This is a genomic window from Massilia sp. Se16.2.3 (assembly GCF_014171595.1).
Taxonomy (GTDB): domain Bacteria; phylum Pseudomonadota; class Gammaproteobacteria; order Burkholderiales; family Burkholderiaceae_D; genus Telluria.
Genome location: NZ_CP050451.1, coordinates 2,253,668 through 2,279,490, shown reverse-complemented (window position 1 = coordinate 2,279,490; position 25,823 = coordinate 2,253,668). Strand labels below are relative to the sequence as shown.

At 65.8% G+C, this 25,823-nt stretch carries 20 protein-coding genes and 1 pseudogene; 9 read left to right on the top strand and 12 right to left on the bottom strand.

The genetic code is table 11. The annotated features are described in order from the left end of the window. The first annotated feature begins 205 nt into the window (after window positions 1-205). The 6 genes from G4G31_RS25665 to G4G31_RS10435 all read left to right on the top strand — a co-directional run bounded on the left by G4G31_RS25665 (window position 206) and on the right by G4G31_RS10435 (window position 8,411). Window positions 206-388, top strand: a complete 183-nt coding sequence (locus G4G31_RS25665; protein WP_229425494.1) for a hypothetical protein — start codon at window positions 206-208, stop codon at window positions 386-388. 67 nt (window positions 389-455) lie between these two features. Beyond that, the gene (locus G4G31_RS10455) at window positions 456-3,323 is read left to right on the top strand and encodes a TonB-dependent receptor (protein WP_229425493.1); all 2,868 of its coding nucleotides are present in this window, start codon (window positions 456-458) and stop codon (window positions 3,321-3,323) included. 225 nt (window positions 3,324-3,548) lie between these two features. After that, window positions 3,549-5,099 carry a tryptophan halogenase family protein gene (locus G4G31_RS10450; RefSeq protein ID WP_182991368.1) on the top strand — a complete coding sequence of 517 codons (1,551 nt, stop codon included), beginning with the start codon at window positions 3,549-3,551 and terminating at the stop codon, window positions 5,097-5,099. A gap of 27 nt (window positions 5,100-5,126) precedes the next feature. Further along, complete coding sequence (locus tag G4G31_RS10445) at window positions 5,127-5,897, top strand: SapC family protein (protein ID WP_182991367.1); 771 nt, start codon at window positions 5,127-5,129, stop codon at window positions 5,895-5,897. Further along, window positions 5,881-6,894 (top strand): cupin-like domain-containing protein, encoded by a 1,014-nt coding sequence (locus tag G4G31_RS10440; RefSeq protein WP_182991366.1) that lies wholly within the window; start codon window positions 5,881-5,883, stop codon window positions 6,892-6,894. The genes G4G31_RS10445 and G4G31_RS10440 overlap by 17 nt, the downstream gene beginning before the upstream one ends. 11 nt (window positions 6,895-6,905) lie before the next feature. Next, complete coding sequence (locus tag G4G31_RS10435; protein WP_182991365.1) at window positions 6,906-8,411, top strand: tryptophan halogenase family protein; 1,506 nt, start codon at window positions 6,906-6,908, stop codon at window positions 8,409-8,411. Between the two features lie 15 nt (window positions 8,412-8,426). Here G4G31_RS10435 and G4G31_RS10430 read toward each other — a convergent pair whose 3' ends face one another. After that, entirely contained in the window at window positions 8,427-9,371 is a 945-nt protein-coding gene (locus G4G31_RS10430) for an HD-GYP domain-containing protein (protein WP_182991364.1), read from the bottom strand. A 616-nt stretch (window positions 9,372-9,987) separates the two neighbouring features. Between G4G31_RS10430 and G4G31_RS10425 the strand changes: the two genes are divergently transcribed. Next, window positions 9,988-11,235 (top strand): b-glycosidase, encoded by a 1,248-nt coding sequence (locus tag G4G31_RS10425; protein ID WP_182991363.1) that lies wholly within the window; start codon window positions 9,988-9,990, stop codon window positions 11,233-11,235. Between the two features lie 100 nt (window positions 11,236-11,335). After that, window positions 11,336-12,424, top strand: coding sequence for an OmpA family protein (locus tag G4G31_RS10420; protein WP_182991362.1), 1,089 nt, complete (start codon window positions 11,336-11,338; stop codon window positions 12,422-12,424). A 260-nt stretch (window positions 12,425-12,684) separates the two neighbouring features. On the opposite strand, the gene G4G31_RS10415 is transcribed toward G4G31_RS10420, so the two are convergent. The 11 genes and pseudogenes from G4G31_RS10415 to G4G31_RS10375 all read right to left on the bottom strand — a co-directional run bounded on the left by G4G31_RS10415 (window position 12,685) and on the right by G4G31_RS10375 (window position 24,406). After that, entirely contained in the window at window positions 12,685-13,986 is a 1,302-nt protein-coding gene (locus G4G31_RS10415; protein WP_182991361.1) for a sugar MFS transporter, read from the bottom strand. A gap of 10 nt (window positions 13,987-13,996) precedes the next feature. Next, window positions 13,997-14,575 (bottom strand): glucokinase, encoded by a 579-nt coding sequence (locus tag G4G31_RS10410; protein WP_267873672.1) that lies wholly within the window; start codon window positions 14,573-14,575, stop codon window positions 13,997-13,999. A gap of 118 nt (window positions 14,576-14,693) precedes the next feature. Further along, window positions 14,694-14,786: pseudogene (locus G4G31_RS27525) on the bottom strand (glucokinase); the annotation flags it as partial. Further along, window positions 14,750-14,983, bottom strand: coding sequence for a glucokinase (locus G4G31_RS25660; protein ID WP_229425715.1), 234 nt, complete (start codon window positions 14,981-14,983; stop codon window positions 14,750-14,752). The gene G4G31_RS25660 and the pseudogene G4G31_RS27525, both read right to left, overlap by 37 nt. After that, window positions 14,980-17,493, bottom strand: a complete 2,514-nt coding sequence (locus G4G31_RS10405; RefSeq protein WP_182991360.1) for an exo 1,3/1,4-beta-D-glucan glucohydrolase — start codon at window positions 17,491-17,493, stop codon at window positions 14,980-14,982. The genes G4G31_RS25660 and G4G31_RS10405 overlap by 4 nt, the downstream gene beginning before the upstream one ends. A gap of 40 nt (window positions 17,494-17,533) precedes the next feature. Next, on the bottom strand, window positions 17,534-18,901 hold the full coding sequence (locus G4G31_RS10400) for a GH1 family beta-glucosidase (RefSeq protein WP_182991359.1): 1,368 nt from the start codon (window positions 18,899-18,901) through the stop codon (window positions 17,534-17,536). A gap of 115 nt (window positions 18,902-19,016) precedes the next feature. Continuing rightward, window positions 19,017-20,141, bottom strand: a complete 1,125-nt coding sequence (locus G4G31_RS10395) for a LacI family DNA-binding transcriptional regulator (protein WP_182991358.1) — start codon at window positions 20,139-20,141, stop codon at window positions 19,017-19,019. Window positions 20,142-20,185: 44 nt separating this feature from the next. Then, entirely contained in the window at window positions 20,186-21,262 is a 1,077-nt protein-coding gene (locus G4G31_RS10390; RefSeq protein WP_182991357.1) for an ABC transporter ATP-binding protein, read from the bottom strand. A gap of 3 nt (window positions 21,263-21,265) precedes the next feature. Further along, window positions 21,266-22,183, bottom strand: a complete 918-nt coding sequence (locus G4G31_RS10385) for a carbohydrate ABC transporter permease (protein ID WP_182991356.1) — start codon at window positions 22,181-22,183, stop codon at window positions 21,266-21,268. Continuing rightward, window positions 22,180-23,004 carry a carbohydrate ABC transporter permease gene (locus G4G31_RS10380; protein WP_229425587.1) on the bottom strand — a complete coding sequence of 275 codons (825 nt, stop codon included), beginning with the start codon at window positions 23,002-23,004 and terminating at the stop codon, window positions 22,180-22,182. Before G4G31_RS10380 ends, G4G31_RS10385 begins: the two co-directional genes overlap by 4 nt. Window positions 23,005-23,092: 88 nt before the next feature. Continuing rightward, window positions 23,093-24,406 (bottom strand): ABC transporter substrate-binding protein, encoded by a 1,314-nt coding sequence (locus G4G31_RS10375; protein ID WP_182991354.1) that lies wholly within the window; start codon window positions 24,404-24,406, stop codon window positions 23,093-23,095. A gap of 201 nt (window positions 24,407-24,607) precedes the next feature. Between G4G31_RS10375 and G4G31_RS10370 the strand changes: the two genes are divergently transcribed. Further along, window positions 24,608-25,819 carry a cation:proton antiporter gene (locus G4G31_RS10370; protein ID WP_182991353.1) on the top strand — a complete coding sequence of 404 codons (1,212 nt, stop codon included), beginning with the start codon at window positions 24,608-24,610 and terminating at the stop codon, window positions 25,817-25,819. Window positions 25,820-25,823 lie beyond the last annotated feature (4 nt).

The window sequence follows — 25,823 nt, the reverse complement described above, 5'->3', positions numbered from 1 at the left end:
AATGCCAGGCAGGTTGCGCTACCCGGCAAAGTAAAACTGGACGAATTGCCGTTTGCTCCCCTCATCGGACGCAATCGGCCTTTCGTGTTTGATCAGCGTGGATGGACTGAGTCGGATTGCGTATTGCGGCAGCGCTGCCAATGGGTGAGACACTACCCGGGATTGGAGGGGCTGCCGACCAAATCTATAAGAACGAGGAGAAGACATGCACTACCCTTTGGCAAAGCAGAAAATGATCAGCCTGGCCGTGGCTGCCGCCTGCGCGGCATTCATGGCACCAGGCCATGCGCAGGAAGCGGCCACGCAGGCGACGACGACGCCCGCCGACAGCACCTCCACCAGCGGCCGCGGCCCCGGGCGCCAGCACCAATTCGGCCGTCGTCGATGACGCTTCCGCCGCATCGGCGGCCTCCGCTACGCCGGCGACCGTCGTCGTCAAGGGCATCCGCCAGAGTATGGCCTCGTCGCTGAACATGAAGCGCAATGCCCAGGGTTTTGTCGACGGCATCGTCGCCGAAGACATCGGCAAGTTCCCGGATACCAACTTGGCCGAATCGCTGCAGCGCATTTCCGGCGTGTCGATCGACCGCGAGATCGGCGAAGGCTCGAAGGTCACCGTGCGCGGCGTCGGCCCCGACTTCAACATGGTGCTGCTCAACGGCCGCCAGATGCCGACTTCGAACCTGGGCGACCGCAACGGCCGTGCCTTCGACTTCGCCAACATCGCCTCCGAAGGCATCTCGCAGATCCAGGTCTACAAGTCGGCCCGTGCCGACACCCCGACCGGCGGCATCGGCGCGACGCTCAACGTGATGACCGCGCGTCCGCTCGAGCGCAACGGCAAGCAGGCCAGCATCGGCATCAAGGGCGTCTACGACGAGTCGTCCACGAACCTGCCGGAAGACGTCAAGCGCGGCAACAAGGTGACCCCGGAAGTGGCGGGCATCTACAGCACCACCATGGCCGACGGCACCTTTGGCGTGGCGATTAGCGGCAGCTACCAGGAGCGCAACCTGGGCTACAACAGGGCGTCGGTGAGCGGCTGGCGTGGTCCGTTCCGTGGCGACGACACGAACAGCTGGGGCCGCATCCCGCAGCCGAACGAGCCTTCGGGCGGCGACATCGTCAACCGTCCGACGGGCGCCACCCTGTACGAAGTGCCGCAGAACCTGAACTACGCGATGAGCGGCGTGCAGCGCCAGCGCGCGAACGGCCAGCTGACCCTGCAATACGCGCCGAGCAAGGCGCTCACGACCACGCTCGACTACACCTATTCCGAAAACAAGATCCAGACCCGCCGCCAGGACCTGTCGGCCTGGTTCAACTTCGGCGAATCGACCAGCACCTGGGGCAATCCGGTGGGCGGCATCGCCGAGCCAATGATCTACACCGAGGTATTCCCGAAGACCGATGCGAATGGCGTGCCCATCCCCTCGTCCAGGGACATCGCGATGGGCGGCGCCGACTTCGCTACCCGTACCCGGAACAAGTCGCTCGGCTTTAACGCCGTGTGGAAACCGAACAGCGACCTGCGCGTGGAATTCGATGCCCACAAGTCGAGCGCCGAGTCGACGCCGGACAGCCCCTACGGCTCGTCCAACACGCTGGGCACGGCCAGCTTCTCGCGCGGCAATACCACTGGCGACTTCAGGAACGACTTCCCGGTGCTGAGCATTGAGGACGCCGACTTCAACCGTGCACGCCAGCAGGTCACCGGCTCGACCTTCCAGAACGGCTACATGCGCGGCGACATCGAGCAGGCCCAGTTGAAGGGCAGCCAGAAGCTGTTCGCGGCGTCCGAACTGAATTTCGGCCTGGCCCTGACCAAGGCGGACAACCGCTCGGCCTTCTCGAACCAGCAGCGTGAGACCTGGACCGGCGCCACCAGCGCGGCCGATTACCCGAGCAGCGTCTGGCACCAGGAATCGGTGCGCCAGTACTTCAGCAAGCTGGCCGGCAGCGACAACCCGAACCTGTTCAATACCTTCTATACCTTCGATTTCGAACAGGTACGCGACATCGCAGCGCGCGCGTCGGGCCAGCCGGAACTGTACCTGCCGAAGACCACCTACGATACCGACCAGCGCTCCACGGAAAAATCGAAGAGCCTGTACCTGCAGTTCAACACCGACTGGGACACTGCGATGCCGCTGCATACCGGCATCGGCGTGCGCTACGAGAAGACCGATGTCACCTCCAGCGCGAAGGTGCAGACCCCGACGGGCATGACCTGGAACTCGGAAAACGAACTGGCCGTGAATTTCTCCGGCAACCAGTTCACCACCCTCACCGGCAAGTACGACTACCTGCTGCCGACCTTCGATGCGGACCTCGACGTGCGCAGGGACATGAAGCTGCGCGCCTCCTACGGCCAGACCATCGGCCGGCCACGCTACGACCAGATCGCCGGTGGCCAGGTGCTCGACGCCGGTGCACGCGTGAATGGCGGCGTCGGTTCGCAGGGCAATCCGGGCCTGCTGCCGGTCAAGTCGAAGAACCTCGATCTGTCGTGGGAATGGTATTACGGCAAGCAGAACTTCGTCTCGATCGGCCACTTCCGCAAGGACCTGGAGAATTATGCCGGCAGCTCGAGTTTTGTAGCCCAGCCGTTTGGCGTGCGCACGCCGATCGGTGGCGCTTACTGGAACGAGGCGATTGCCAGCGGTTGCGCCACGACGCAGATGCTCTGCATTCGCAACTACATTTTCCGCAACAAGAACGGCCAGCCGGGCGTCGTGCGCGAAAGGGACGCCGCCGGCAATTTCGTCAATGACGACAACGGCAATCCAAAGGGCACCATCAGCAGCCTGCCGACCGACCCGATCGCCAACTTCGACATCACGACCTATTCGAACGAGAAGCGCGCCAAGCTCAATGGCTGGGAATTCAACGTCCAGCACATGTTCGGCAACAGCGGCTTCGGCGTGTCGGCGAACTACACCCTGGTGCGTTCGGACCTGAAATTCGACAATGCCAGCACCAGCGGGCAGGAGCAGTTCGCGATGACGGGCCTGTCCGACTCCGCCAACCTGGTCGGTATCTTCGAGAACGACAAGTGGGCCGTGCGCGCGGCCTACAACTGGCGCGACGAGTTCCTGGCCGGTACCCGGGACGACACGGGGCCGAACCCGCAGTATGTCGAGCCATACGGGCAGCTGGACATCAGCATCGGCTACAACTTCGACAGCCGCCTGAGCGTGCAGTTCGAGGCGATCAACGTGACCGACGAGAGCATCCGGATCCACGGCCGCACCAGGAACCAGGTGCTGTCGATTACCCAGACCGGTCCTCGTTACATGCTGGGCGCCCGCTACAAGTTCTGATGGGATCGCGGTCACACGGGCGGCGGCGGTCGCTCGTGTGGATGCCGGTACCGTAGGGTGGGCAGTGTGCTGAGATGGCCCCCGGTCATCTCAACTGCCCACCCTACGTCGTTGCCGCGGATTTCCGTTACCACACGCGTTTCCTACCCTCGTCAATTGGAAACGTTTCAGGTAGACTCATTGCAATAAAGTCTTGCTGGAAACACCATTGTTGGAAGCATGTCCATGACGAGTAGTCCGATCAAGCACGTGGTCATCGTCGGCGGCGGTTCGGCCGGCTGGCTGACGGCTGCCGTCATCGCGGCCGACCACCGCGCCAGCGATGCCGATGGCCTGCGCGTCACCCTGATCGAGTCGCCCGACGTGGCCCCGATCGGCGTCGGCGAAGGCACCTGGCCCTCGATGCGCGATACGCTGCGCCGCATCGGCGTATCGGAATCGGATTTCTTCCGCGAGTGCGACGCCGCCTTCAAGCAGGGCTCGCGCTTCGACGGCTGGGCCACGGGCGCGGCCGTCGATTATTACTTCCACCCCTTTACGCTGCCCCCGGGCTATGGCGAGGCCGACCTGGCCGCGCGCTGGCAGGAAGCCCATGCGGCCGTGCCCTTCGCCGACCTGGCCAGCTTCCAGCCGCACCTGTGCACCGCCGGGCGCGCGCCGAAACAGGCGGCGACGCCGGAATTCGCGGCCGTGGCCAACTACGGCTACCACCTGGACGCCGGCAAGTTCGGCCAGTTCCTGAAAAAACACTGCCTCGAGCGGCTCGGCGTGCACTACGTGCCGGACCACGTGCTGGCGATCGCATCGCACGAGAACGGCGACATCGCCGCGCTGCGCACGGCGCATCATGGCCTCCTCGCGGGCGATTTGTTCGTCGACTGCACCGGCATGCGCTCGCTGCTGCTGGGCCAGCATTACGACACGCCTTTCCTTTCGCAGCGCCACGTGCTGTTCAACGACAGCGCTCTGGCCGTGCAGGTTCCCTACACGTTTGAGGACAGCCCGATCGCTTCGCAAACCACGTCCACCGCCCAGCAGGCCGGCTGGATCTGGGACATCGGCCTGCCCGGCCGGCGCGGCGTCGGCCATGTATATTCGAGCGCGCACACGAGCGATGAGGATGCCGAGCGCGCGCTGCGCAGCTACGTGGCCGCCACAGGTGGCCCGGCTGACTGCGCCCCGCCGCGCAGGATCGGCTTCCAGCCCGGCTACCGCGCGCGCTTCTGGCAGCGCAACTGCGTCGCCATCGGCCTGTCGGCCGGCTTCATCGAGCCGCTCGAAGCCTCGGCGCTGGCCCTGGTCGAATTGTCCGCCGCGATGCTGAGCGACGAGATGCCGGCTACCCGCGACACCATGGACATCGTCGCGCGCCGCTTCAACGAGGTCTTCCGCTATCGCTGGGAGCGCGTCATCGATTTCCTGAAACTGCACTATGTACTGAGCCGCCGTACGGACTCGAGCTACTGGCACGACAACCGTCAACGCGAATCGATTCCGGCCAGCCTGAGCGAGCTGCTGGCCCTGTGGCAGCACCGGGCGCCAATGCGCGGCGACTTCCCCCGCATCGAGGAAGTGTTCCCGGCGGCGAGCTACCAGTACATCCTGTACGGGATGGGCGCCGCCGTTCCACCGACCGGCACGCGGCGCCGCGACAGCGCTGCCGCCGACGGCTACTTCCGCGAAGCGGCCGAACTGACCCGGCGCATGTTGAAAGCCCTGCCAACGAACCGCGAACTGATCGACCATGTCCGGCGCCACGGTCTGCCGCGCATCTGACCCACCACCCTTGAAAACAACAACGCCATGTCCAAACCAGTCTTGCTGAACAATATCGACCACAAGGACCTGCGGGTGATCCTTGACCGCGGCGCGGCCTATGGCGACGCGGTCATGTCCGCCCTCACCTTCCCGGACGAATTCCGTACGCTGCAGGCCCACTACCCGGTCGTCTTCCAGAAGACGCAGGATGGCACGAGCTTCCAGGCGCTGGCGCTGTTCGGTTTCCAGGAGGGCGAAAACCTGTTCCTGGAAGGCGAACGCTGGGACGCGATCGACCTGCCCCTGACGCTCGAGCGCCAGCCCTTCCTGATCGGCGTCGATGGCGAAGAGCTGATGGTCCACGTCGACATGGCCAGCCCGCGCATCAGCGCGGCCGCAGGCGAGCCCGAGGGCGAGGCCAAGGCCGAGGCCGTCTTCATGCCGCACGGCGGCAACAGCGACTACCTGGAACGCATGAATTCGACGCTGCTGGCGATCCACCTCGGCCTGCAGCGCGCCAAGGGCTTCATGGCCGCCCTGCTGGAGCACGAGCTGCTCGAGTCCTTTGTCTTCGACATCGAGCTCGACGACGGTTCGCAAAACCGCCTGTGGGGCTTCTACACCATCAACGAGGAGCGCCTGGCGGCGCTCGACGGCGCTGCCCTGGAACGCCTGCACCGGGACGGCTACCTGCAGCCGATCTACATGGCGATCGCCTCGCTGTCGAACCTGCGCAACCTGGTCGAGCGCAAGAACCGCAGGAACCGCGAAAGCCATCAGCGCAACCAGACCCTGGCCTATGCTGCCGCAGGCTAAGCCGATACGCGAGATCGACGGCAGCGCGCCCGGGGTCCTCACCGACGCGCTGCTGACATCGCTCGAACCCGTCGTGCTGCGCGGGCTGGTGGCGCACTGGCCATTTGTTGCCGCCGCGCGCACGTCCTTCCATGCCGCCAGCAGCTACCTGCGCCGCCATTACCGCGATGCGAGCGTGATCGCAATGCTGGGCGGGCCGGACATCGGGGGCCGCTTCTTCTACAACGAGGATTTGAGCGGCTTCAATTTCGCGCCGCTCAAGGTGAAACTCGACGCGGTGCTGGGCGAGCTGCACGGCCATTACGACAATCCGGCGCCGCCGGCCATCTATGTCGGCTCGACCACCGTCGACACCTGCCTGCCGGGTTTTCGGTTTGAAAACGACGTCGGCCTGGGCGGCCGCGACGCGCTTGCCAGCATCTGGATCGGCAACCGCACCCGCATCGCCGCCCATTACGACCTGCCCGACAACCTGGCCTGCGTGGCCGCGGGACGCCGGCGCTTCACGCTCTTCCCACCCGAGCAGCTGCCCAACCTGTACATCGGGCCGCTGGATTTCACGCCGGCAGGCCAGTCCATCAGCCTGGTCGATTTCCATGCACCCGACCTGGCGCGCTTCCCCCGCTTCGCGCAGGCCATGGAGCACGCCCAGGTCGCGGAACTCGACGCTGGCGACGCCCTCTTCATTCCCAGCATGTGGTGGCACCACATCGAAGCGCTGGACGCCTTCAACGTGCTGGTCAATTACTGGTGGCGCCAGTCGCCGGAATACATGGACACGCCGATCAACGCCCTGATGCACGCCTTGATGAGCATCCGCGACATGCCGCTCGAACAGCGCCGCGCCTGGCACGGCCTGTTCCGCCATTACGTGTTCGAAGCCGATGAGGACACGGCGGCGCACATACCGGCACCGGCCCGGCGCATCCTCGCGCCGCTGGACGACGACACCACGCGCCTGCTGCGGGCGCAATTATTAAAGCGGATGAACCGCTGAGGGAGACCGAGATGCAAGAGACGAAGCATGAACATGCAGGGGGCCGGCCAATCCGGCGCGTCGTGATTGCCGGGGGCGGCACGGCAGGCTGGATGATGGCGGCCGGCCTGTCGAAATCGCTCGGCAAGCTGCTCGACATCAAACTGGTCGAGTCCGACGAGATCGGCACGGTGGGCGTGGGCGAAGCGACCATTCCGACGCTGATGAATTTCCACCACCTCCTCGAAATCAACGAGCAGGAGTTCATGGCCGCCACCGGCGCCACCTTCAAGCTCGGCATCAGTTTCGAGAACTGGCGCAACGTGGGCGAAGACTACATCCACTCCTTCGGCTCCACCGGCATCGACCACTGGACCGCGGGCTTCCAGCATTTCTGGCACAAGGGCCGCGAGCGCGGCCTGGCCGGCGACTTCGGCAACTACTGCCTGGAGCTGCGCGCGGCCCAGGAAAACCGCTTCGCGCACCTGCCGAAGGACGGCATGAACTATGCCTACCACCTGGACGCCAGCGCCTATGCCCGCTACCTGCGCAAATTTTCGGAGCGCTTCGGCGTGCAGCGCATCGAAGGCAAGATCGTCGACGTGGCGCTCGATGGCCCCGGCGGCGACATCGGCTCGATCCGGCTCGACTCGGGCACCGTGCTCGAAGGCGACCTGTTCATCGACTGCACCGGTTTCCGGGGCCTGCTCATCGGCCAGGCCTTGGGCATCGAATACGAGGACTGGTCGCACTGGCTGTTCAACGACAGCGCGGCGGCACTGCAGACGCCGCGCCAGGGACCGGCCGTGCCCATGACGCGGGCGATCGCGCGCGACGCGGGCTGGCAATGGCGCATCCCGCTGCAGCACCGTGTCGGCAACGGCATCGTGTTTTCGCGCCGCTTCACCGACGACGAGGCGGCAGTCAAGACACTTCTGGCCAACATCGAAGGCGAGCCCCTGATGGCTCCGCGCGTGATCCGCTTCCAGCCGGGCCAGCGCAAGAAGGTCTGGCACCGCAACTGCATCGCCGTCGGCCTGGCGAGCGGCTTCCTCGAGCCGATCGAATCGACCAGCATCCACCTGATCCAGCGCAGCATCATCCGCCTGATGCAGTGCTTCCCGACGCAGGGCATCCAGCCTTCCGACGTCGAGGAATTCAACCGCCAGACCGAGACCGATATCGCGTCCATCCGCGACTTCATCATCCTGCACTACAAGGTGACGAACCGCCGCGACACGCCCTACTGGCGTGCTGCCGCCGAGATGGCGGTACCGGCCTCGCTGCAGCACCGCATCGACCTGTTCCGCGAAACAGGGCGCGTATTCCGCATCGCGAACGAGCTGTTCGCGGAGAACTCGTGGATCCAGGTCATGCTGGGCCAGGGCATCATGCCGCAGCAGCACCATCAAACGGCCGACCTGATGGGCGACGAGGAGCTGGCGCATTTCCTGAACGGGATCAGCCAGGGCATCGAACGCACCGTGGCGCAGCTGCCGCCGCACGAAGCCTACGTCCGCCAGTACTGCGCCGCGTAGGGAAGCGCATGGCGTTCACCCGCAGAGCAGCGCGACCAGTTGCCCGGCCTGGGGAATCGAGGTCCGGGCGGCGCCCAGCTGGAGTACGAGATCGCGGCCGATGTCGCGGACCCGCCAGCTGATCTCGCGCAGGGCCAGCTCGCTTTCGAATACTTCGTGGTGATCGAGGGGTGCGCCCGCGAGCGCGGCGACGTGCATGTCGAGCCCCGTGGACATGAAGGCGCGCTGGACCATGTGCAGGCGTTCGCGGGTGCGCAGCATCAGGTCGAGGTGCCTGGGCGCGAGCCCGGCGCCGCGCGCCAGTTGCGCCGCCAGTTCCGCCGCGTCGGCCATGCGCTGCGACAGCCGGATGACCTCGTCGTCGTCGATCGTGGCCGAGGCGAGCTCGAAGGCTTGCGCACCGGGCGTACGGCTGGCCTGGGAGATGATGGCCGAGACCATGCGCGGATGCTCGCCGCTGACGATCTTCATTGCCAGTTCGGCGCGCTGCAGCGCGTTCGGCTTGTGCAGCAGCCCGGAGATGAGCTCGGCGCTGGCGACGAGCTGCCCGGCGACGCTGCTCTGCCCTGCGATCATGGCGCGCGGGTAGCCCGTGCCATTCAGGCGTTCATGGTGTTCGGAGACGGCAATGCCGACCGCCGCCGGGCAGGATTCCAGGTCCTGGATGAGCAGCCGTCCGATATGGGGATGCACGATCACGTGCGACCATTCTTCAGAGCTCAGCACCCGGCTCGCATTGATCAGGTCGGGATCGATATAGAGCTCGCCGATATCGTGCAGCACACCCGCCATCGCCGCCACCCGTACCCCGTCGGGCGCCAGGCGCGCGTGCGTCGCAAAGGCGAGCGACAGCGCCGCCACCTCGGCGACGTGGCGCAGGTCGCCGTTGCCGCGGCCGATCATGGTCAGCATCACCGTCATCGCCGGCGCAAAGCGCAGCGCTTCGAGTTCGCGCCGCACCGTCGCGGTCCGTGATGCCGCAGGCCCCCAGGATTGCCGCCAGCGCGGGCGATGCTTCGCAGGCGCGGTAGGCGCTGGCGGCCAGCCCGCTGCCGTCGACGCCACCCTCGACCGTGATGCAGGCTTCCAGCGGCTTGCGCAGGCGATGCACGATCAGCCGTTCCTGCAGCTGGGGCGACACCATGGCGCCCTTGGCCAGCAGCTTCATGCCACGCGCGTCGTAGATGTCCTCGGTGGCGGTGACGCCGACTTCCTGGGACAGTGCGAGTACCTTGTTCAGGTAGTGTTCGTTGACGACGGCGCCGGATGTCATGGTGTCTGGTGGAGCAATAGGGGTAATTCGAAAGCGGCGCGCGATGGCTGCTGTGCGCAAAGAGCGGTGATCATAAGGTAGCCGGTCAAAAGATTCCATACGGAAACAGTCCAGATTACGGTTCCACTGAGGAATATTCGCACATTCGTGCTATTTGTTGTCGCATGGCAACAAATTCGCCCTTCGATGCCTTTGCGCCCCAGTCGTGCGCCTCTGGACAACTTTCGGTAGCAATGCGATCCTGCACACGCTTCCCCGCCCAGGCCGGCTGCGGCCTCGCGCAATGAAAAAGAGGAGGATCGCATGGCCAGCCGTCCCGGCATTTTCCCGACATTCTTTCTCTCGGGCTTCGAGTGCTCCAGCTTCCTGTGGAGCGAGGAGCGTGTCCGGCGCGACCTGGTCGCGGAAACGGAACACGACCGCCACACGGCCGAGGATTACCGGATACTGAACAGCCTGGGCATCGGCGTGGCCCGCGAAGGCATTCCCTGGCCGCTGGTCGATCGCGGCGAGGGCTACGATTTTTCGCGTATCGATCCCCCCATCGAGGCCATGAACGCCTCGAAGATCACGCCGATCTGGGACCTCTGCCACTACGGCTACCCGGACGACCTCGATCCTTTTTCCGATGCCTTCGTCGATCGCTTCGCGCGCTATTGCCGCGCTTGCGCCGAATACGTGGTCCCGAAACTGCGCGGCCCGCACTTCTTCACGCCGATCAACGAGATCACCTTCTTTTCCTTCTGTGCCGGCGAATGGGGCTGGGCCGCGCCCTATCGCCGCAGCCGCGAAGACCGGATGCGCCTGCGCCTGGCCCTGTGCCGGGCGGCGATTGCCGGCGTCAAGGCGATCCGCGAAGTCGACCCGGGCGCGCGCATGGTCCACATCGACCCGCTGGTGCAGGTGGTGGCGCCGCGCGGTCGGCCCGACCTGGTCGAGGCGGCGCGCCACGAGACCATGGTCGATACCTTCCTCGCCTGGGACATCATCGGCGGCCGCGCGCACCCGGAGTTCGGCGGATCGCCCGAGATCCTGGACATCGTCGGCGCCAACAATTATTCCTTCGGCCAGATGGAATACCGCGAGCACGGGCCGCATGCGGCGCTGCCGCCCGGCGACGAGCGCATCGTGCCGCTGTGCGAGATGTTGGACACCGTCTGGCAGCGCTATCGCAGGCCGATGATCATCGGCGAAACCAGTGGCCTGGGCCAGGGCCGCGACAGTTGGCTGCGCGACGTCATGGGCGAATCGCTGGCGGCCGTGCGGCGCGGGATGGACCTGCAGGGCGTGTGCCTCTTCCCCGCGGTCGACATGCCGGACTGGCACAGTGGCGAGTGGGTACACAACGGCATCTGCGACCTGGTGCGGGAAAACGGTGTCCTCAAGCGGGTGCCGGACCCGGACTATGTCGCCGAATTGCGCCGCTGGCAGAAAGAGCTGAACCGGGTCACCACGCTCGACCAGGATCCCTACAGCGACCCGGTCGAACTGCAGGACGTGATCGATGCGGCGCACCGGCTGAATATGCAGCCCGATAAAAACTGGTGCTGATGATCGCGGTGCGGATGCGGAAAACTATTGTATTCAACGGAGGTCACTGTCCAAATGTAAATAGAACTCTGCTATTCTGGCGTTCCGTTATTTTTTGATCATGAAACGAACTGCCATGATGCGTCTCTCGACACTTGTCCTGCCCCTGTTCATTGCCGCCAGCCTGACGGCCTGCAAACGCAACCAGACCGAATCGCAGGAGCCGGCCAAGGAAGCGCCGGCGGCCGCTGCACAGCCCGCAACCACGCCCGCCCCCGCTGCCACCCCTGAGGCCCCTGCCGCCACCCCGGCTGCGGACGCGGTGAAGCCCTTCGACCTGAATTCGGTCCCGGTAACGACCAAGGCCTTGCCGCCTTTCCCGTATGTCGCCATGCCTGCTGAGCTGAAACCCAGCGACGTGCGCACGGACCGGGAACACGATTTCGATCGCGCCTACGTCATCGCCGGCGAAGAACTGCGCAAGGTCGAAGGCAAGGTCATCCGCCGGGAGTTCACGTTGAGCGACCTGAAGTGGTCGAGTCTGGCAGCGCACCGCAACTATGAAACGGCCCTGAAGGCCCTCGGTGCGACGCGGGTCGACACCGTCCACCCGAGGAACGAGAAATTCATCGAGCGCAATGGCGGAAGTTACCAGGCCGTGTACAACAAGATGGACCTTCCCTATATCGATGCGGGCGAGGATGCGGATACGCCCAATTTCGAGCAATGGCTGATCCGGACGCCCCAGACCAACATCTGGATCTCGTTCTGGGTTGACGGCGGCGAGATCGGTGTCTTGGCCGTCGAAGAAAAGGCAATGCAGCAGCAGGTGAGCGCCTTGCCTGCCGCAGAGCTGTCTTCCGCCCTGAAGAAGGACGGCCACGTCGCCCTGTACCTGAACTTCGATACCGACAGCCAGGTCATCCGCCAGGACAGCCTGCCGGCGGTCGACGAGGTCGTCAAGCTGATGCAGGGCGAACCGAGCCTGAAGCTGCGCGTCGAAGGCCATACCGATGCCAGCGGCGACGCCGCGCACAACCGCAAGCTGTCGCTGGCGCGTGCCGAGTCGGTCGTCAAGGCGATCACCGCCAAACAGGTTGCGGCGGACCGCCTTACCGCCGTCGGCAAGGGCCCGGACCAGCCGCTGGCCGACAACACGACCGAAGAAGGCAAGGCAAGGAACCGTCGCGTGGAGTTGGTGCGGGTGTGATTCGTCGAGCCGGCGTCCGCAGGTGGCCGCAGCCCCTTTCGCGTTATAGTGTCGTTGGAAGATCCACATTCGACTGACAGAAGGGAGCTAGACCATGAGCAAAAGCCAGGACGCGAAAAAGTCCACGAAGAAAGAACCCGCCAAAACGCCGAAGGAAAAGAAGGAAGCGAAGAAGGTCAAGCAGGAAGAGAAGAAGCGGCAGCAGTAAGCCGGTTCCTGCGCCGTCCCGCCCGGCCGCGTCTGCCGGGCGGGACGATCCCTCAAGCCGGATCCCCCTGGCGATGCAGTCCCGCGTACTTCACGCCGTAGAACAGGATGAACAGGTAGCAGGCCGCCGGTACCAGGAAGGAAGGCTGCAGGCCGATGCGGTCGGCCAGGCCGCCCTGGATGAAGGGCACGATGGCGCCGCCGACAATCGCCATGCAGAGAATGCCCGAACCCTGCCCCGTGTGGCGTCCCAGGCCGTGCAGCGCCATGCTGAAGATGGTCGGGAACATGATCGAATTGAACAGTCCAACCGCGATGAGTGCCCACATCGCCAGGTGTCCCTGCCCCAGGGTGGCGAGCAGCACCAGGGCGATCACGGCAAAGGCATTGAAGGCGAGCGTCTTGCCCGGGCTGACGTAGCGCATCACGGCGAAGCCGATGAAGCGGCCCACCAGTGCCCCGCCCCAGTACAGGCTGACATACTTGTAGGCCGCATCGTGGCTCATGCCCGCGATCTGCGGTTCGCCCAGGAAGTTCACCAGGAAGCTGCCGATACTGACTTCGCCGCCGACATAGACGAAGATCGCCACCGCGCCCAGCACCAGGTGGCGGTAGGACCAGGCCGAACCCTCGCCCGCCTGCGCCGCGGCCGGGCCTGCAGCATGGTCGACTTTCGGCAGCCGCACGACCGCAAACAACAGCGCCAGAATCGCGAGCGTCGCCGCCAGCGCCAGGTAGGGGCCCTGGACGGTGGCCGCTTCCTGCGCCCGGTGCGCCGCCTGTTCGGTCGCGGACATGGCCGCGATCTTGTCGGCGCCGACCGCGGCAGCAGACAGGATCAGCATCCCGCCGACATACGGGCCGACCGTCGTGCCGAGCGAGTTGAAGGCCTGGGTGAGCGTCAGGCGGCTCGATGCCGTGCGCGCCGGCCCCAGCACCGTGACATACGGGTTGGCCGCCACCTGCAGGATGGTGATGCCGCTTGCCAGGACAAAAAATGCGAACAGGAACAACCCGTAGCCGCTTTGCGCGGCCGGGTAGAACAGCGCGCAGCCGGCGGCGGCAATCAGGAGACCAGTGACCGCCCCCTTCTGGTAGCCAATGCGGCGAATCAGCGCGCCCGCCGGCATCGACACCAGGAAGTAGGCGCCGAAGAAGCAGAACTGGACCAGCATCGCCTGCAGGTAAGTGAGCGTATAGATCGATTTCAGGTGCGGGATCAGGATGTCGTTCAGCGAGGTCAGGAGTCCCCACATGAAGAACAGGATGGTGAGGATGACGAGCGGGCCGGTCTGCGACTGGCTCTGTTCCGGCTGCGCTTCGGCGAGCGCGGCGGGGCGTGCGATGTTTTCCATGATGGTTTCCTTATTGTGTGCTACCGGAGTGCGGGCTACCGGAGTGCGGGCCACCGATGTGGGCCGACAGCAGCGCCGCCACGCCCTGCAGTGCCGGATAGGGTTCGGTAATGACCCAGGTCGGAATGCGCGCAAGGTAAGTCGAGAGCCGTCCCTTGTCCTCGAAGCGGCGGCGGAACGGCGAGCTGGCGAACAGCGTGCCCAATCTCGGCACGATGCCGCCGCCGATGTACATGCCGCCGGTCGCGCCGAGGGTCAGGGCAACGTTGCCGGCTACGCTGCCGAGGATACCGCAAAAGGTCTCCACGGTCCGCAGGCAGGCGGCGTCGCCGGACAGCGCCCCGCCCGTGATGGCGGCCGCACCCAGCTCGTTCCCGGCGAGGACGCGGTGGATCGCCTCCAGCCCCGCCCCTGACAGCAGGCGCTCGGCCGACACGTGCCCGTACTGTTCCTGCAGGCGCTCCAGTATCAGGAACTCGTCGCGCGTGCAAGGCGCGAAGCTGGCATGGCCGCCCTCCCCGGTCAGCGCAATCCAGCGCTCCCCGGCCGGGACCACGCCCGACACGCCCAGGCCCGTGCCCGGGCCGATCAGGCCGAGCGGACGCCCGGCTTGCTCGACGCCGCCGCCGACCCGCTCGCGCTGCCCAGGGCTCCAGGTACGGCAGCGACATGGCCAGGGCCGCGAAATCGTTCACCACCAGCAGCGTCGACAGCGCGCGCTCGTCGCGCAGGCTGGAGATCGAAAAGCTCCAGTGGTGGTTCGTCATCTTGACGTGGTCGTCCTCGACCGGGTTGGCGATCGCGATCGCGGCGTGGGCGATGCCGTCGACCTGGAAGCCGCGTCCGGCGGCCGTGTGCAGGTGGTGTGCATGGCGTCCGCCAGCGTCTCGTGCTGGGCGCAGGACAAGACCTCGATGCAGTCGAACTTGCCGCCATCGTGCAGCGCGAAGCGGGCATTGGTGCCGCCGATGTCGGCGACGAGTCGGGCCGGGCTCATTGCAGCTCCTCGCAGCGAACGGCGTCCGGCTCTTTCGCGGCGCCACCCAGAATCTCGATGTTGGCAAAGGCGGCGGTGAACGCGCCGCTGCTGCCGACGACGAAGGGCGCCTCGACCCGCGCCAGGTCGACGCCTTTCGCCGCGAAGCAGGCCAGCGGCACCTTGACGGTCTGCTTGCCCTTGCCGGCCAGGCGCTTGAAGAGCGCGGTGGCGTCGAGCGGCGTGCCGCAGTTGGCAACGCAGGCCATCGCCAGCGTCAGCTTGCCGGCGGGGGCTTGCGTGACGATGGTATCGAAGCGCAACGCGCCATCCTGGCTGGCCGCCGGCGGCAGCACCATGGCCTTGCCGCCGCGTGCTTCGACCGTCGCCGGCCCGGTCCACGTGATTTGCTTCGCATCCTGCTGGGTGTTGATCTGCGATGTCTGCACGGAGACGCCAGGCAGCGCGATCGTCGCGTTCAGGTCGGCGCCGAGCGGCTTGACCTCGCTCCCGCTGCGGATCGCCAGCGGGAAGCTGGCGCGGTCGGCCTGGCCGAATACCGGGAAGCTGTTGCTGACGCCGCAGCCGCCGGGCGGATAGCTGGAGTCTAACTTGCCCAGCTGCGAGCGTTGTCCCGCGCGCAGGCCATACCCGAGCTTGAAGAGCGGCGCATAGTTGGCGCTTCCAAGGTTCAAATCCGTCTGGCAGACCGACTTTGGCCACGAGAACGACAGCGTGCCGCGGAAGTCATACCGCTTGGGACCGGCAACCAGCAGGTCGGACACGCCCTTGCCCTCGCTGCCCGGCAGCCAGGCGGCGACAAAGGTGTCCGACAGATTCAGCAGGTCGTTGACCCAGAGCGGACGGCCGGCAACGAACACGGTAATCACCGGTTTGCCCTTGCCGGCGACGGCTTCCAGCACGGCCAGGTCTTCCGGGTGGCGGCCGCTGTGGCGCAGCGTGCCCGATGGGCCGATGTCGCCGTCGCCTTCGGCATACGGGGTTTCGCCGATCACGGCAATCACCGCGTCGTAGTCGGCCACGTTGACGTCGCGTCCGTCCTGGCTGTAGCGAACGTTCGCCTCGCCCGCGGCCGCCTTGATGCCGGCAAGGATGGAGTCGGCGTGGGGGAAGTCGGCATTGGTATTGGCCGTCCCCTGCCAGGTCAGCGACCAGCCGGCGGTCTGGTTCGACAGGTTGTCGGCACTCTTGCCCACAACGAGAAGCTTCTTGCCGCGTGCCAGTGGCAGTACCGGTCCTTCGTTCTTCAGCAGCACGAGCGACTCGCGCACGGCACGGCGCGCCAGCGCGCGGTCCTGCGTTGCTGCGTCCTTGCCGGCATAGGCGTTGTTTGATGGCCGCTTGCCGAACAGGCCTGCGCGCAGCTTGACGCGCAGGATGCGGGTAACGGCGTCGTCGATGCGCGCCATCGGGATCTCGCCCGACTCCACCTGTTTCGTCGTGTTGGCGATGAATGCCTTCCAGTCGTCCGGCACCATGAACATGTCGATGCCGGCATTGACCGCCTGCGGACAGCTGTCGTTGCGGCAGCCGGGAATCTCGGCGATGCCGTTCCAGTCGCTGATGACGAAGCCGTCGAAGCCAAGCTTGCCCTTCAGGATGTCGGTCAGGGCGTGTTTGCTGCCGTGCAGCTTGCCGTGGTCCTGGCCGGCGGCGACATCGTTCCAGCTGTTGAAGGACACCATCACCGTCTGCGCGCCCGCCGCCAGGCCTGCGTAATAGCCCTGGGCATGGATATTCATCATGTCCTCGGCGCTGGCCTTGGTGACGCCGCGGTCCTTGCCCTGGTCGGTGCCGCCATCGCCCATGAAGTGCTTGATCGAGGCCACCACGTTGGCATCGGACTTGAATCTGCCCTGCAGGCCGGTCACATACGGTCCGGCATAGCTTTTCACCAGCAGCGGGTCTTCCGAGAAGCTCTCGTAGGTGCGGCCCCAGCGGTCGTCGCGCACCACCGCCAGCGTCGGGCCGAACACCCAGGCGATACCGGTGGCACGTACGGCGCGTCCGGTCGCGGCGCCGATGTCCTGTGCCAGTTTCGGATTGTGCGCGGCGCCCAGGCCAATATTGTGCGGGAAGATGGTGGCGCCATGGACGTTGTTGTTGCCGTGGACGGCATCGATCCCCCAGATGACAGGAACCTTGACCGCCATGTCGGTCGCCATCGAGGCGTCGTAATAGGCATTCGCCAGCGCCAGCCAGTCGGCGGCCGTCGCATGCTTGTTATTGTTCGGCCAGCTGCCGCCGCCATTCAGGACCGAACCGAGGTAGTACTGCTTCACGTCGGCCGGACTGGCGGTCTTGATTTCCGGCTGGGTCATCTGGCCGATCTTCTGCGCCAGGCTCATGCCCTTGACGATGGCGGCAATGCGCGCCTCGAGGGCCGCATCGCGCTTGAAGGCGCTCTGCGGCTTGGGCCAGTCGGTCAGGCGATTCGTGCCGGGCGCGGCGACGGCCGGCAGCGCCAGCGCGATCGCCAGCGCCAGCAGCGGGGGCGTAAATCTTCTCATTGTGTTGTCTCCCTTGTGTTCTGCGTTGTGTCCGGGTCCGTCATTCCTGGCGCAGGAAGCTGCGATACCACTTGCCGCTGTCCTTCAGGCGCCGCTGCTGGGTGGCGTAATCGATGTGCACCAGGCCGAAGCGGCGCAGGTAGCCTTCGGCCCACTCGAAATTGTCGACCAGGCTCCAGGCGAAATAGCCCTTCACCGGCACGCCCTCCCTGACCACGTCGCGCGCAGCGCGGCCAGGGCGGCGCGCCAGGTAGCGCCGGCGCGGTTCGTCGTGCACGGCACCATCGGCATCCACCTCGTCGTCGTAGCAGGCGCCGTTCTCGGTGATGTACATCGGGCCTGGATGGTAGTCGTTCTCGATCCGTGCCAGCAGGTCGGCCAGGCCCTGCGGCGCGACTTCCCAGCCCGGGGCCGTGGTCTCGACGTCCTGCGGCGGCAGCACGCGTGCAGCCAGGGGCCCTTCGCCCGGCGCGTCCTGGATCGTCTCCGGGAAGTAGTAGTTCACGCCGAGGAAGTCGAGCGGCACGGCAATCGCCTCCATGTCGCCCGGGTGGACGACTGGCGCGGCATCCTTGATCACGTCCAGCGTGGCGGCCGGATAGCCGCGGCCGAACAGCGGATCGAGGAACCAGCGGTAGCGCAGGCCGTCGTGGCGCAGCATGGCGGCGCGGTCCTCAGCGCTGTCGCTGGCGGCGCGCAGCGGGTGCAGGCTGAGCGCAATGCCTACCTGCGCGTCGGGGACGTTGGCGCGGATCAGTGGCACCGCCTTGCCGTGCGAGAGCAGCACGTGGTGGCAGACCTGCAGCGCCGTCTTGAAGTCGGTCAGGTCGGGAGCGTGCAGGCCCTCGTAGTTGCCGATCATCGCCGTGCACCAGGGTTCGTTGTGGGTGATCCAGTGCTGCACGCGGTCGCCCAGGCGGCGCGTCATGGCATCGACAAAGGCGAGGTAGGCATCGACGGTGGCGCGGTCGGCCCAGCCGCCGCGGTCCTGCAGGAATTGCGGCAGGTCCCAGTGGTACAGCGTGGCCCAGGGCTGCAGGCCGCGCTCGAGCATACCGTCGACCAGGCGCGAATAAAAGTCCAGGCCCTTCTCATTGGGTTTGCCGCCCACTTCCGAGAAGATGCGCGGCCAGGCGATCGAAAAGCGGTAGGCGTTCAGGCCCATGTCGCGGCCGATGTCGAAGTCTTCCGGCCAGCGGTGGTAATGGTCGCAGGCGACCGCGCCGCTTGAGCCGTCGCGTACCTTGCCGGGGGTGGCGGCGAAGCGGTCCCAGATCGACTCGACGCGGCCATCCTCCTGGCTGGCGCCTTCGATCTGGTAGGACGAGGTGGCGCAGCCCCACAGGAAGTCGTCGGCGAATTCGCGGCGCGCGGGCGGATGCGGCTCAGTGCTGTTCGGTGTCGTCATGGTCTCGGTTCAGGATGTCGGTCTTTGGATTGTTCGGAATAGGATACGATGCGATTGGAAAGCTTTCCACCCATGCGCTAAAAAAAGCGCGCCGGGCCGGCGCGCGCCGAGGCGCTCATGCCGCCCCGCGCTGATCGCCGGCGCTACCGGTCTTGGCCCCGGCGGCAGAGCGGTTCCCGGGCTTGGCGGTGTCGGCGGCACTGGCGCTGCTGCCTGCGCCGCTGCCAACCCTCTTGCCGGCCCTGGCCAGCGAGGCACGCAGCGTCACCGATACCGGGAAGCTGCGCTCGACCGGGCGGCGCAGGTCGTAGCAGCGGTTCAGCAGGGCATTCAGGCCGTTCAGGGTCATCTCGCGCCAGGGCATGCGCACGGAAGTCAGGCGTGGTGCGGAGAATTCGGCGCTCGGCGTGTCGTCGTAGCCGATCACCGACAGGTCGTGCGGCACCCGGATGCCGGCTTCCTGGAAATAGGACAGCGCACCGACGGCCATCTCGTCGTTGGCGCAGAACAGGGCGGTGCACGGATGCCCGGACTCGACCAGTTCCTTGGCCGCGTTCCAGCCGCCGGCAGGAGAAAAGTCGCTCTCGGCAACCCAGAGCTTGCGCGGATCGATGCCGGCTTCCTGCAACTCGCCCATGAAGCCTTCGATGCGCTCGACGTTGTCGACGAGGCTGGACGGGCCGGCCACGACGGCGATGTCGCGGTGCTTGTGTTCGAGCAGTGCGCGCGCGGCCAGGCGGCCGCCGAGGCGGTGGTCGACCATGAAGCACTGGTCGGCGATGCTGGCCAGGCTGTGGTTCAGCGCCACCAGCAGCTTGCGCTTGGCGCCCAGGGCTTCCAGGTCTTCGTCCAGCAGCGCGCTCGTCATCACGATCAGGCCGTCGCAGCCGCGCTCCATCAGGAATTCGATGCCCTCGATCGCCTGGCGGCGGGCGTCGCCCAGGCCGACGCCGAACGCGACCACCATGTGCAGGCCGGCGGCGCGCAGCTCGGTATCGATGATCTGCAGGATGGGCGTGTAGAAGGTGCCGGACAGGACCGGGATGTAGACGCCGATCATCTGGCTAGAACCCGACAGCAGCGCGCGCGCCGCGTGCGAGGGCCGGAAGCCCAGCTCGTCGATGGCCTTTTTCACGCGCTCGAGCGTCGCGGGCGAGACCGAACCCTTGCCGCTCACGACACGCGAGGCGGTTCCGAGTCCGACGCCGGCAAGGCGCGCCACATCTTTGATAGTTGCCACGAACAGTCCCTATTTGGTCGACATGAAGCCGTCGACATTATCGATTAAACAGAAGCATACTGCATGCCGGCGGCCTTGAAGCGCATGCCGTGCGCAGTATCGAACAGCGATACCCGCGTTGCATCGATCCCGAAGCGGACCGGCTGTCCGGGCGCGAAGCTGCCGCCCTCGTGCACGAGGGCCGACAGCAGGTGGCTGCCGCAGGCGATCCAGACGATTTGGTGGTTGCCCATCGGCTCGACCAGCGTGACCTCTCCGTCGAGCGGCCCGTTCGCGCCGATGCGCACGTGTTCCGGGCGCACGCCCAGCGTTGCGCTGCAGGGCGCCGGTGCCTCCTGCAATACCACCGCCAGCGGCCCCGCCAGGAAGCGGCCATGCAGGTCGACCTCGCCTTCGATGAAATTCATCGCTGGCGAACCGAGGAAGCCCGCCACGAAGCGGTTGGCCGGACGCTCGTAGACATCAAGTGGCGTACCGATCTGCTGCACCATCCCGCCCTGCATCACGACGATGCGCGAGGCCAGCGTCATCGCCTCCACCTGGTCGTGGGTCACGTAGATCATCGTCGATTTCAAACGCGCGTGCAGCAGTTTCAGTTCGCGGCGCAGCTCGGCGCGCAGCTTGGCATCGAGGTTCGACAGCGGCTCGTCAAACAGGAACACGCCCGCTTCGCGGACCAGGGCTCGCCCGATCGCCACCCGCTGGCGCTGCCCGCCCGAGAGCTGCGCGGGTTTGCGCGACAGCAGGCTGTCCAGCTGCAGCATACCGGCGGCGTGGGCCACGCGGCGCTTGATCTCGGCCTTCGGCGTACCTGCCATCTTGAGGCCGAAGGACATGTTGCCCTCGACCGTCATGGTCGGATACAGCGCGTACGACTGGAACACCATGCCGATGCCGCGCTCGCTGGGGTCGCACAGGGTCATGTCGCGCCCGCCAATCTCGATGCTGCCGCCGCTGGCCTCGATCAGGCCGGCGATGCTGTGCAGCAGGGTCGACTTGCCGCAGCCGGAAGGACCGAGCAGCACCAGGAATTCGCCCGGCTCGACCTGCAGGTCGAGCTCGCGGATGATCGGTTTGCCGCCGAGCGTGATGGACAGTTTGCGTAGATGGACGTTCGACATGCATCAGCCTTTGACGGCGCCGGCGGCGATACCGCGCACGAACCAGCGTCCGGAGAAGAAGTAAATCGCCAGCGGCACCGCGGCGGTGAGGATGGTCGCGGCCATGTTGACGTTGTAGAGGCGCGTGCCGGTGGTGGTGTTGATCACGTTGTTCAACTGGACCGTCATCGGCAGGTTGTCGCGCCCGGCGAAGACCAGGCCGAGGATGTAGTCGTTCCACACGCCAGTCACCTGCATGATCGCGGCCACGATCGCAATCGGCGTCGACAGCGGCAGCACCACGTGCAGGAAAATGCGCCAGAAGCCGCCGCCGTCGATGCGCGCCGCGTGGAACAGCTCCTGCGGCAGGCCGGCATAGTAATTCCGGAACAGCAGCGTCATCACCGGCATGCCGAACACCAGGTGCACCAGCACGATGGCGGGGAGCGAGCCGAAGATGCCGGCGCCGGCCAGCAGGCGCACCAAAGGGTAGATCATCACCTGCACCGGGATGAAGGCGCCGGCCAGCAGGATGCCGAACAGGGCGTTCGCGCCGCGCGGGCGCCAGAAGCTCAAGGCATAGCCGTTGATGGCACCGATCAGGATCGGCAGGATCGTGCTCGGCACGGTGATCGCGACCGAGTTCCAGAAGCCGCCGCGTATGCCTTCGCAGGCGGCGCCCGTGCACACTTCGCTCCAGGCCTGGCGCCAGGGTTCGAAAGTCAGGTCGAACGGCAGCGCCAGGATGTTCCCGAGGCGGATTTCCTCCATGCTTTTCAGCGAGGTCACCAGCATCACGTACAGCGGCAGCAGGAAGAACAGCGCGGCGGACAGCAGGAACAGGTAGATGCCGATACGCGCGGGGCTCAGGCCACGCCGGCGGGCACGCACAGGTGCGCCGGCCAGGGCGAGAGGCGGCGCGATGATGGTCTCGCGTTTCATGCGCGGCTCCGGCGGCTGCGCGCATAGGCATAGGGTGCCAGCAGCGCGATCACGGGAATGAGCAGCATCACGGCGCCCGCCGAGGCCAGGCCGATGTTCGAGCGCAGGAACAGGTGATCCATGATGAATTTCGCCGGCACTTCGCTGGCCGTGCCCGGCCCGCCGCCCGTCATGGCGACGACCACGTCGAACAGCTTGGCCACCGTGGTTGCCAGCAGCAGGAAGACGGTGGCAACCGTCGCCTTCATCATCGGCAGCACGATCGCCAGGTAGACGCGCCAGACCGGAATGCCATCCAGGCGCGCGGCCTTCCAGATGTCGCCGTCGATGCCGCGCAGGCCAGCCAGCATCAGCGCCATCACCAGGCCCGAGAATTGCCAGACGGTGGCGATCACCACGGTATAGATCGCCATGTCCTGGTCGACGATCCAGTCGAACGAAAAATCGGGGAAGCCAAGTTTTTGCACCACGCTGTCGATGCCGGTGCCCGGCGTGAGCAGCCACTGCCAGACCAGGCCCGTGGCGACAAAGCTCATCGCGTACGGATACAGGAACACGGTGCGCAGCATGCCCTCGCCCACCACGTTCTGGTCGATGAACACGGCGAGCAAAAAGCCGATGACGATGCAGGCGAGGATGAACAGTAGCCCATAGATGGCCAGGTTGTGCAGCGACAGCATCCAGCGCTCGTTGTCGAACAGGCGGGTGTACTGGGCCGCGCCGATGAATTTATCCGAGGCGAAGGTGCGCGAACTGGTGAGCGAGACGCGGAAGGTCCACAGCACCGTGCCGAGGTAGGCGACCAGCACCGTGACCGCCATCGGCAGCAGCGCAAAGTACGCTGCGAAGTGCGGAGTGGGCCGGGGGCCGCGACGGGGCGCGTTCGCGCGCAGCGGAAACGCCAGCATCTCAGTTGCGCAGCGCCGCGGCGATGTTCTTCTGCGCCTTGTCGACCGTCATGCTGGTGTTCCAGAAGGCGGTCAGCACGTCCTGCATGGCGCCGTTCTGGTCGGGCGTCAGGTAGACCTCGGAGATGCCGAGGTGGCGCGTGCGGTCCTTCAGGATCGCCAGGCCCTTCTGCGCGCAGACGTCCAGCTGGGCGGCATCGACGTCCTGCCGTACCGGCACCGAGCCTTTCAGTTTGCTGAAAGCGAGCTGGGTGTTCGGTGCCACCACCACGTTCGCCAGCAGCTTCTGGGCGCGTACGGCGTCGGCATTATCGGTTTTCGGGAAGACGAACACGTCGCCCTGCATCAGGTAGGGCGAATTCGGCGCGAGGCCGGCGATGCAGCCGAATTGCTGGCCCGGCACCTGTTTCGCGGCGATGAATTCGCCCTTGGCCCAGTCGCCCATGATCTGCATGCCGGCCTTGCCGGAGATGACCATGGCGGTAGCGTCGTTCCAGTTGCGGCCCGGCGAACGCGGATCGACATATGACTGCAGGCGTTTATAGGCCGCCAGCACGTTGCGGAAGGCGGGCGAAGCGAGCGCCTTCGGGTCGCGGTCGCGCAGCACCTTCAGGTACAGGTCGCGCCCGCCAAGATTGGACAGCATGGCGGTGAACAGCACGGTCTCCTGCCAGGACTGTCCGCCGTGCGCGAGCGGCACGATGCCGGCCGCTTTCAGCTTGTCGAGGGCGGCGAAGAATTCGTCGACCGTGGCCGGCTCCTTCGCGATGCCGGCTTTCTGGAAGGCCGCCTTCGAGTACCAGATCCAGGCCTGCATGTGGATGTTGAGCGGGACCGCGTAATAGTGGCCGTTGACCTTGATGACGTTGACGATCGGCTCGGGCAGCAGCTTGTCCCAGTTCTGGGCGCGCGCGATGTCGTCGACGTTGTTCAGCATGCCCTCTTCGATCACGTCGACGAACTGCTTCGAGGTGTTGAACTGGGCGGCGGTCGGCGGGTTGCCGCCGACGATGCGGTTGATGGTGACGGCGCGCGACTGGTCGCCGCCGGCGATCGCCGTGTCGACCCAGACGCCGCCGGCGGCGCGGTAGGCCTGCGCCACCTGCTTGACGGCGGCCGATTCGCCGCCGGAAGTCCACCAGTGGATGACTTCGGCCCCGGGGGCGGCCGGGGCGGCGGCGCCGGCCGGTCCCGCAAGGGCGGCGGCCGCTAACCCGGCGGTGAGCCAGGCGGCGGCGCGCGCCTTGCGACGTGATTTGATCCCTGCGCTCACGCCTGCCGTGAACCGCGTCTCGAACCTTGGTGCGTTGTACATCGTGTCTCCGATCCCTCGCCTTGCCTCTTGCGGTACGTTTTTGGAAACGTTACCATTGGTTTGACCCGACTATAGCACCAGGCCAATTTCGGTGTCAAACCATTACTTTTTTTGTGTCATGCTTGACCGGGATGCGCTGCCCGGTGTCGCCCGGGGGCGAAAAAGGCGACGGCCTTCGATAACAATGACAAGAGAGACATTATGCACACAGCCATGGGAACGACCGAGATCTTTTTGATCGCGATGCTGGTGATTTTTACGCTGCCCTACCTGATCTGGCGGCTCGGGAATACGGACTACTGGGCGCCGCTGGTGGTGGTGCAGATCATTACCGGCGTGCTGCTCGGCCCGGGCATCCTGGGACGCGCCTATCCCGACTATTACGCTTTTGTGTTCAACCCGCAGGTGATGGCTGCACTGAACGGTATCGCCTGGTGGGCGGTAATGATCTTCGTGATGATCGCCGGGATCGAGCTCGATCTGAAAAAGGCTTGGGAACACCGGCGCGAAAGCAGCATCACCGCTTCGCTCTCGCTGGGCGTGCCGCTGGTATTCGGCTGCGTCGCGGCCGTCGGCATGCTGGGCTACGCGGGATGGAAAGGTGCGAACGCAGAGAGCTGGCAGTTCGTGCTGGGCGTGGGCATGGCCTGCGCCGTGACGGCGTTGCCGATCCTGATCCTCTTGATGGAAAAACTGGAGATCCTGCGCGAGCCGATCGGCCAGCGCGTGCTGCGCTACGCCAGCCTGGACGATATCGCGATCTGGGGCGTGCTGGCGCTGATCCTGCTCGACTGGACCCGCGTCGGCCGCCAGCTAGGCTTCATGCTGCTGTTCGGCGTGGCCGCGTATGGATTCCGCGCGCTGATGGTCAAACTCGAAGAGCGCGACCGCTGGTTCGCCGCCCTGGTCTGGCTGGCCGCCTGCGCCTTTGCCGCCGACTGGTCCGGCTTGCACTACATGGTCGGCGCCTTCCTTGCCGGTGCCATCATGGATGCGCACTGGTTCGACCAGAAAAAACTCGACCTGCTGCGCCAGCACGTGTTGATGACGATGATGCCGGTCTACTTCCTGAGCACAGGCCTGCGCACAAACTGGGCGCTGGGCGGCTCGGCCGTGTTCGTGGCGGCGGCAGTGCTGCTGGTCGCATCGGTGGCGGGCAAGCTGGCCGGCACCCACCTGGCCGGCCGCATCCTCGGCTGGGGCCGCGGCGAAGCGACCATCATCGGCTGGCTGCTGCAGACCAAGGCCCTGATCATGATCATCTTTGTGAACATCCTGCTCGACAAGGGCATCATCACGAGCGAAACCTTCACGGCGCTCTTGCTGATGGCGATCGGCAGCACCATGCTGACGGTGCCGGTGGTGTACCCGAAGCTGCGGCGCGCGGCGGCGCTGGTATTCAAGGCCAGCTAGCCGG

Excerpts from the sequence above, each read along its gene's own strand:
- G4G31_RS10435 (WP_182991365.1), top strand. The coding sequence starts at position 6,906 with ATGCAAGAGACGAAGCATGAACATGCAGGGGGCCGGCCAATCCGGCGC.
- G4G31_RS10425 (WP_182991363.1), top strand. The coding sequence starts at position 9,988 with ATGGCCAGCCGTCCCGGCATTTTCCCGACATTCTTTCTCTCGGGCTTC.
- G4G31_RS10400 (WP_182991359.1), bottom strand. The coding sequence starts at position 18,901 with ATGACGACACCGAACAGCACTGAGCCGCATCCGCCCGCGCGCCGCGAA.
- G4G31_RS10455 (WP_229425493.1), top strand. The coding sequence starts at position 456 with ATGGCCTCGTCGCTGAACATGAAGCGCAATGCCCAGGGTTTTGTCGAC.
- G4G31_RS10375 (WP_182991354.1), bottom strand. The coding sequence starts at position 24,406 with ATGTACAACGCACCAAGGTTCGAGACGCGGTTCACGGCAGGCGTGAGC.
- G4G31_RS10370 (WP_182991353.1), top strand. The coding sequence starts at position 24,608 with ATGCACACAGCCATGGGAACGACCGAGATCTTTTTGATCGCGATGCTG.
- G4G31_RS25660 (WP_229425715.1), bottom strand. The coding sequence starts at position 14,983 with ATGAGCCCGGCCCGACTCGTCGCCGACATCGGCGGCACCAATGCCCGC.
- G4G31_RS10385 (WP_182991356.1), bottom strand. The coding sequence starts at position 22,183 with ATGAAACGCGAGACCATCATCGCGCCGCCTCTCGCCCTGGCCGGCGCA.
- G4G31_RS10390 (WP_182991357.1), bottom strand. The coding sequence starts at position 21,262 with ATGTCGAACGTCCATCTACGCAAACTGTCCATCACGCTCGGCGGCAAA.
- G4G31_RS10415 (WP_182991361.1), bottom strand. The coding sequence starts at position 13,986 with ATGGAAAACATCGCACGCCCCGCCGCGCTCGCCGAAGCGCAGCCGGAA.
- G4G31_RS10450 (WP_182991368.1), top strand. The coding sequence starts at position 3,549 with ATGACGAGTAGTCCGATCAAGCACGTGGTCATCGTCGGCGGCGGTTCG.
- G4G31_RS10440 (WP_182991366.1), top strand. The coding sequence starts at position 5,881 with ATGCTGCCGCAGGCTAAGCCGATACGCGAGATCGACGGCAGCGCGCCC.
- G4G31_RS10445 (WP_182991367.1), top strand. The coding sequence starts at position 5,127 with ATGTCCAAACCAGTCTTGCTGAACAATATCGACCACAAGGACCTGCGG.
- G4G31_RS10405 (WP_182991360.1), bottom strand. The coding sequence starts at position 17,493 with ATGAGAAGATTTACGCCCCCGCTGCTGGCGCTGGCGATCGCGCTGGCG.
- G4G31_RS10380 (WP_229425587.1), bottom strand. The coding sequence starts at position 23,004 with ATGGCGGTCACGGTGCTGGTCGCCTACCTCGGCACGGTGCTGTGGACC.
- G4G31_RS25665 (WP_229425494.1), top strand. The coding sequence starts at position 206 with ATGCACTACCCTTTGGCAAAGCAGAAAATGATCAGCCTGGCCGTGGCT.
- G4G31_RS10420 (WP_182991362.1), top strand. The coding sequence starts at position 11,336 with ATGAAACGAACTGCCATGATGCGTCTCTCGACACTTGTCCTGCCCCTG.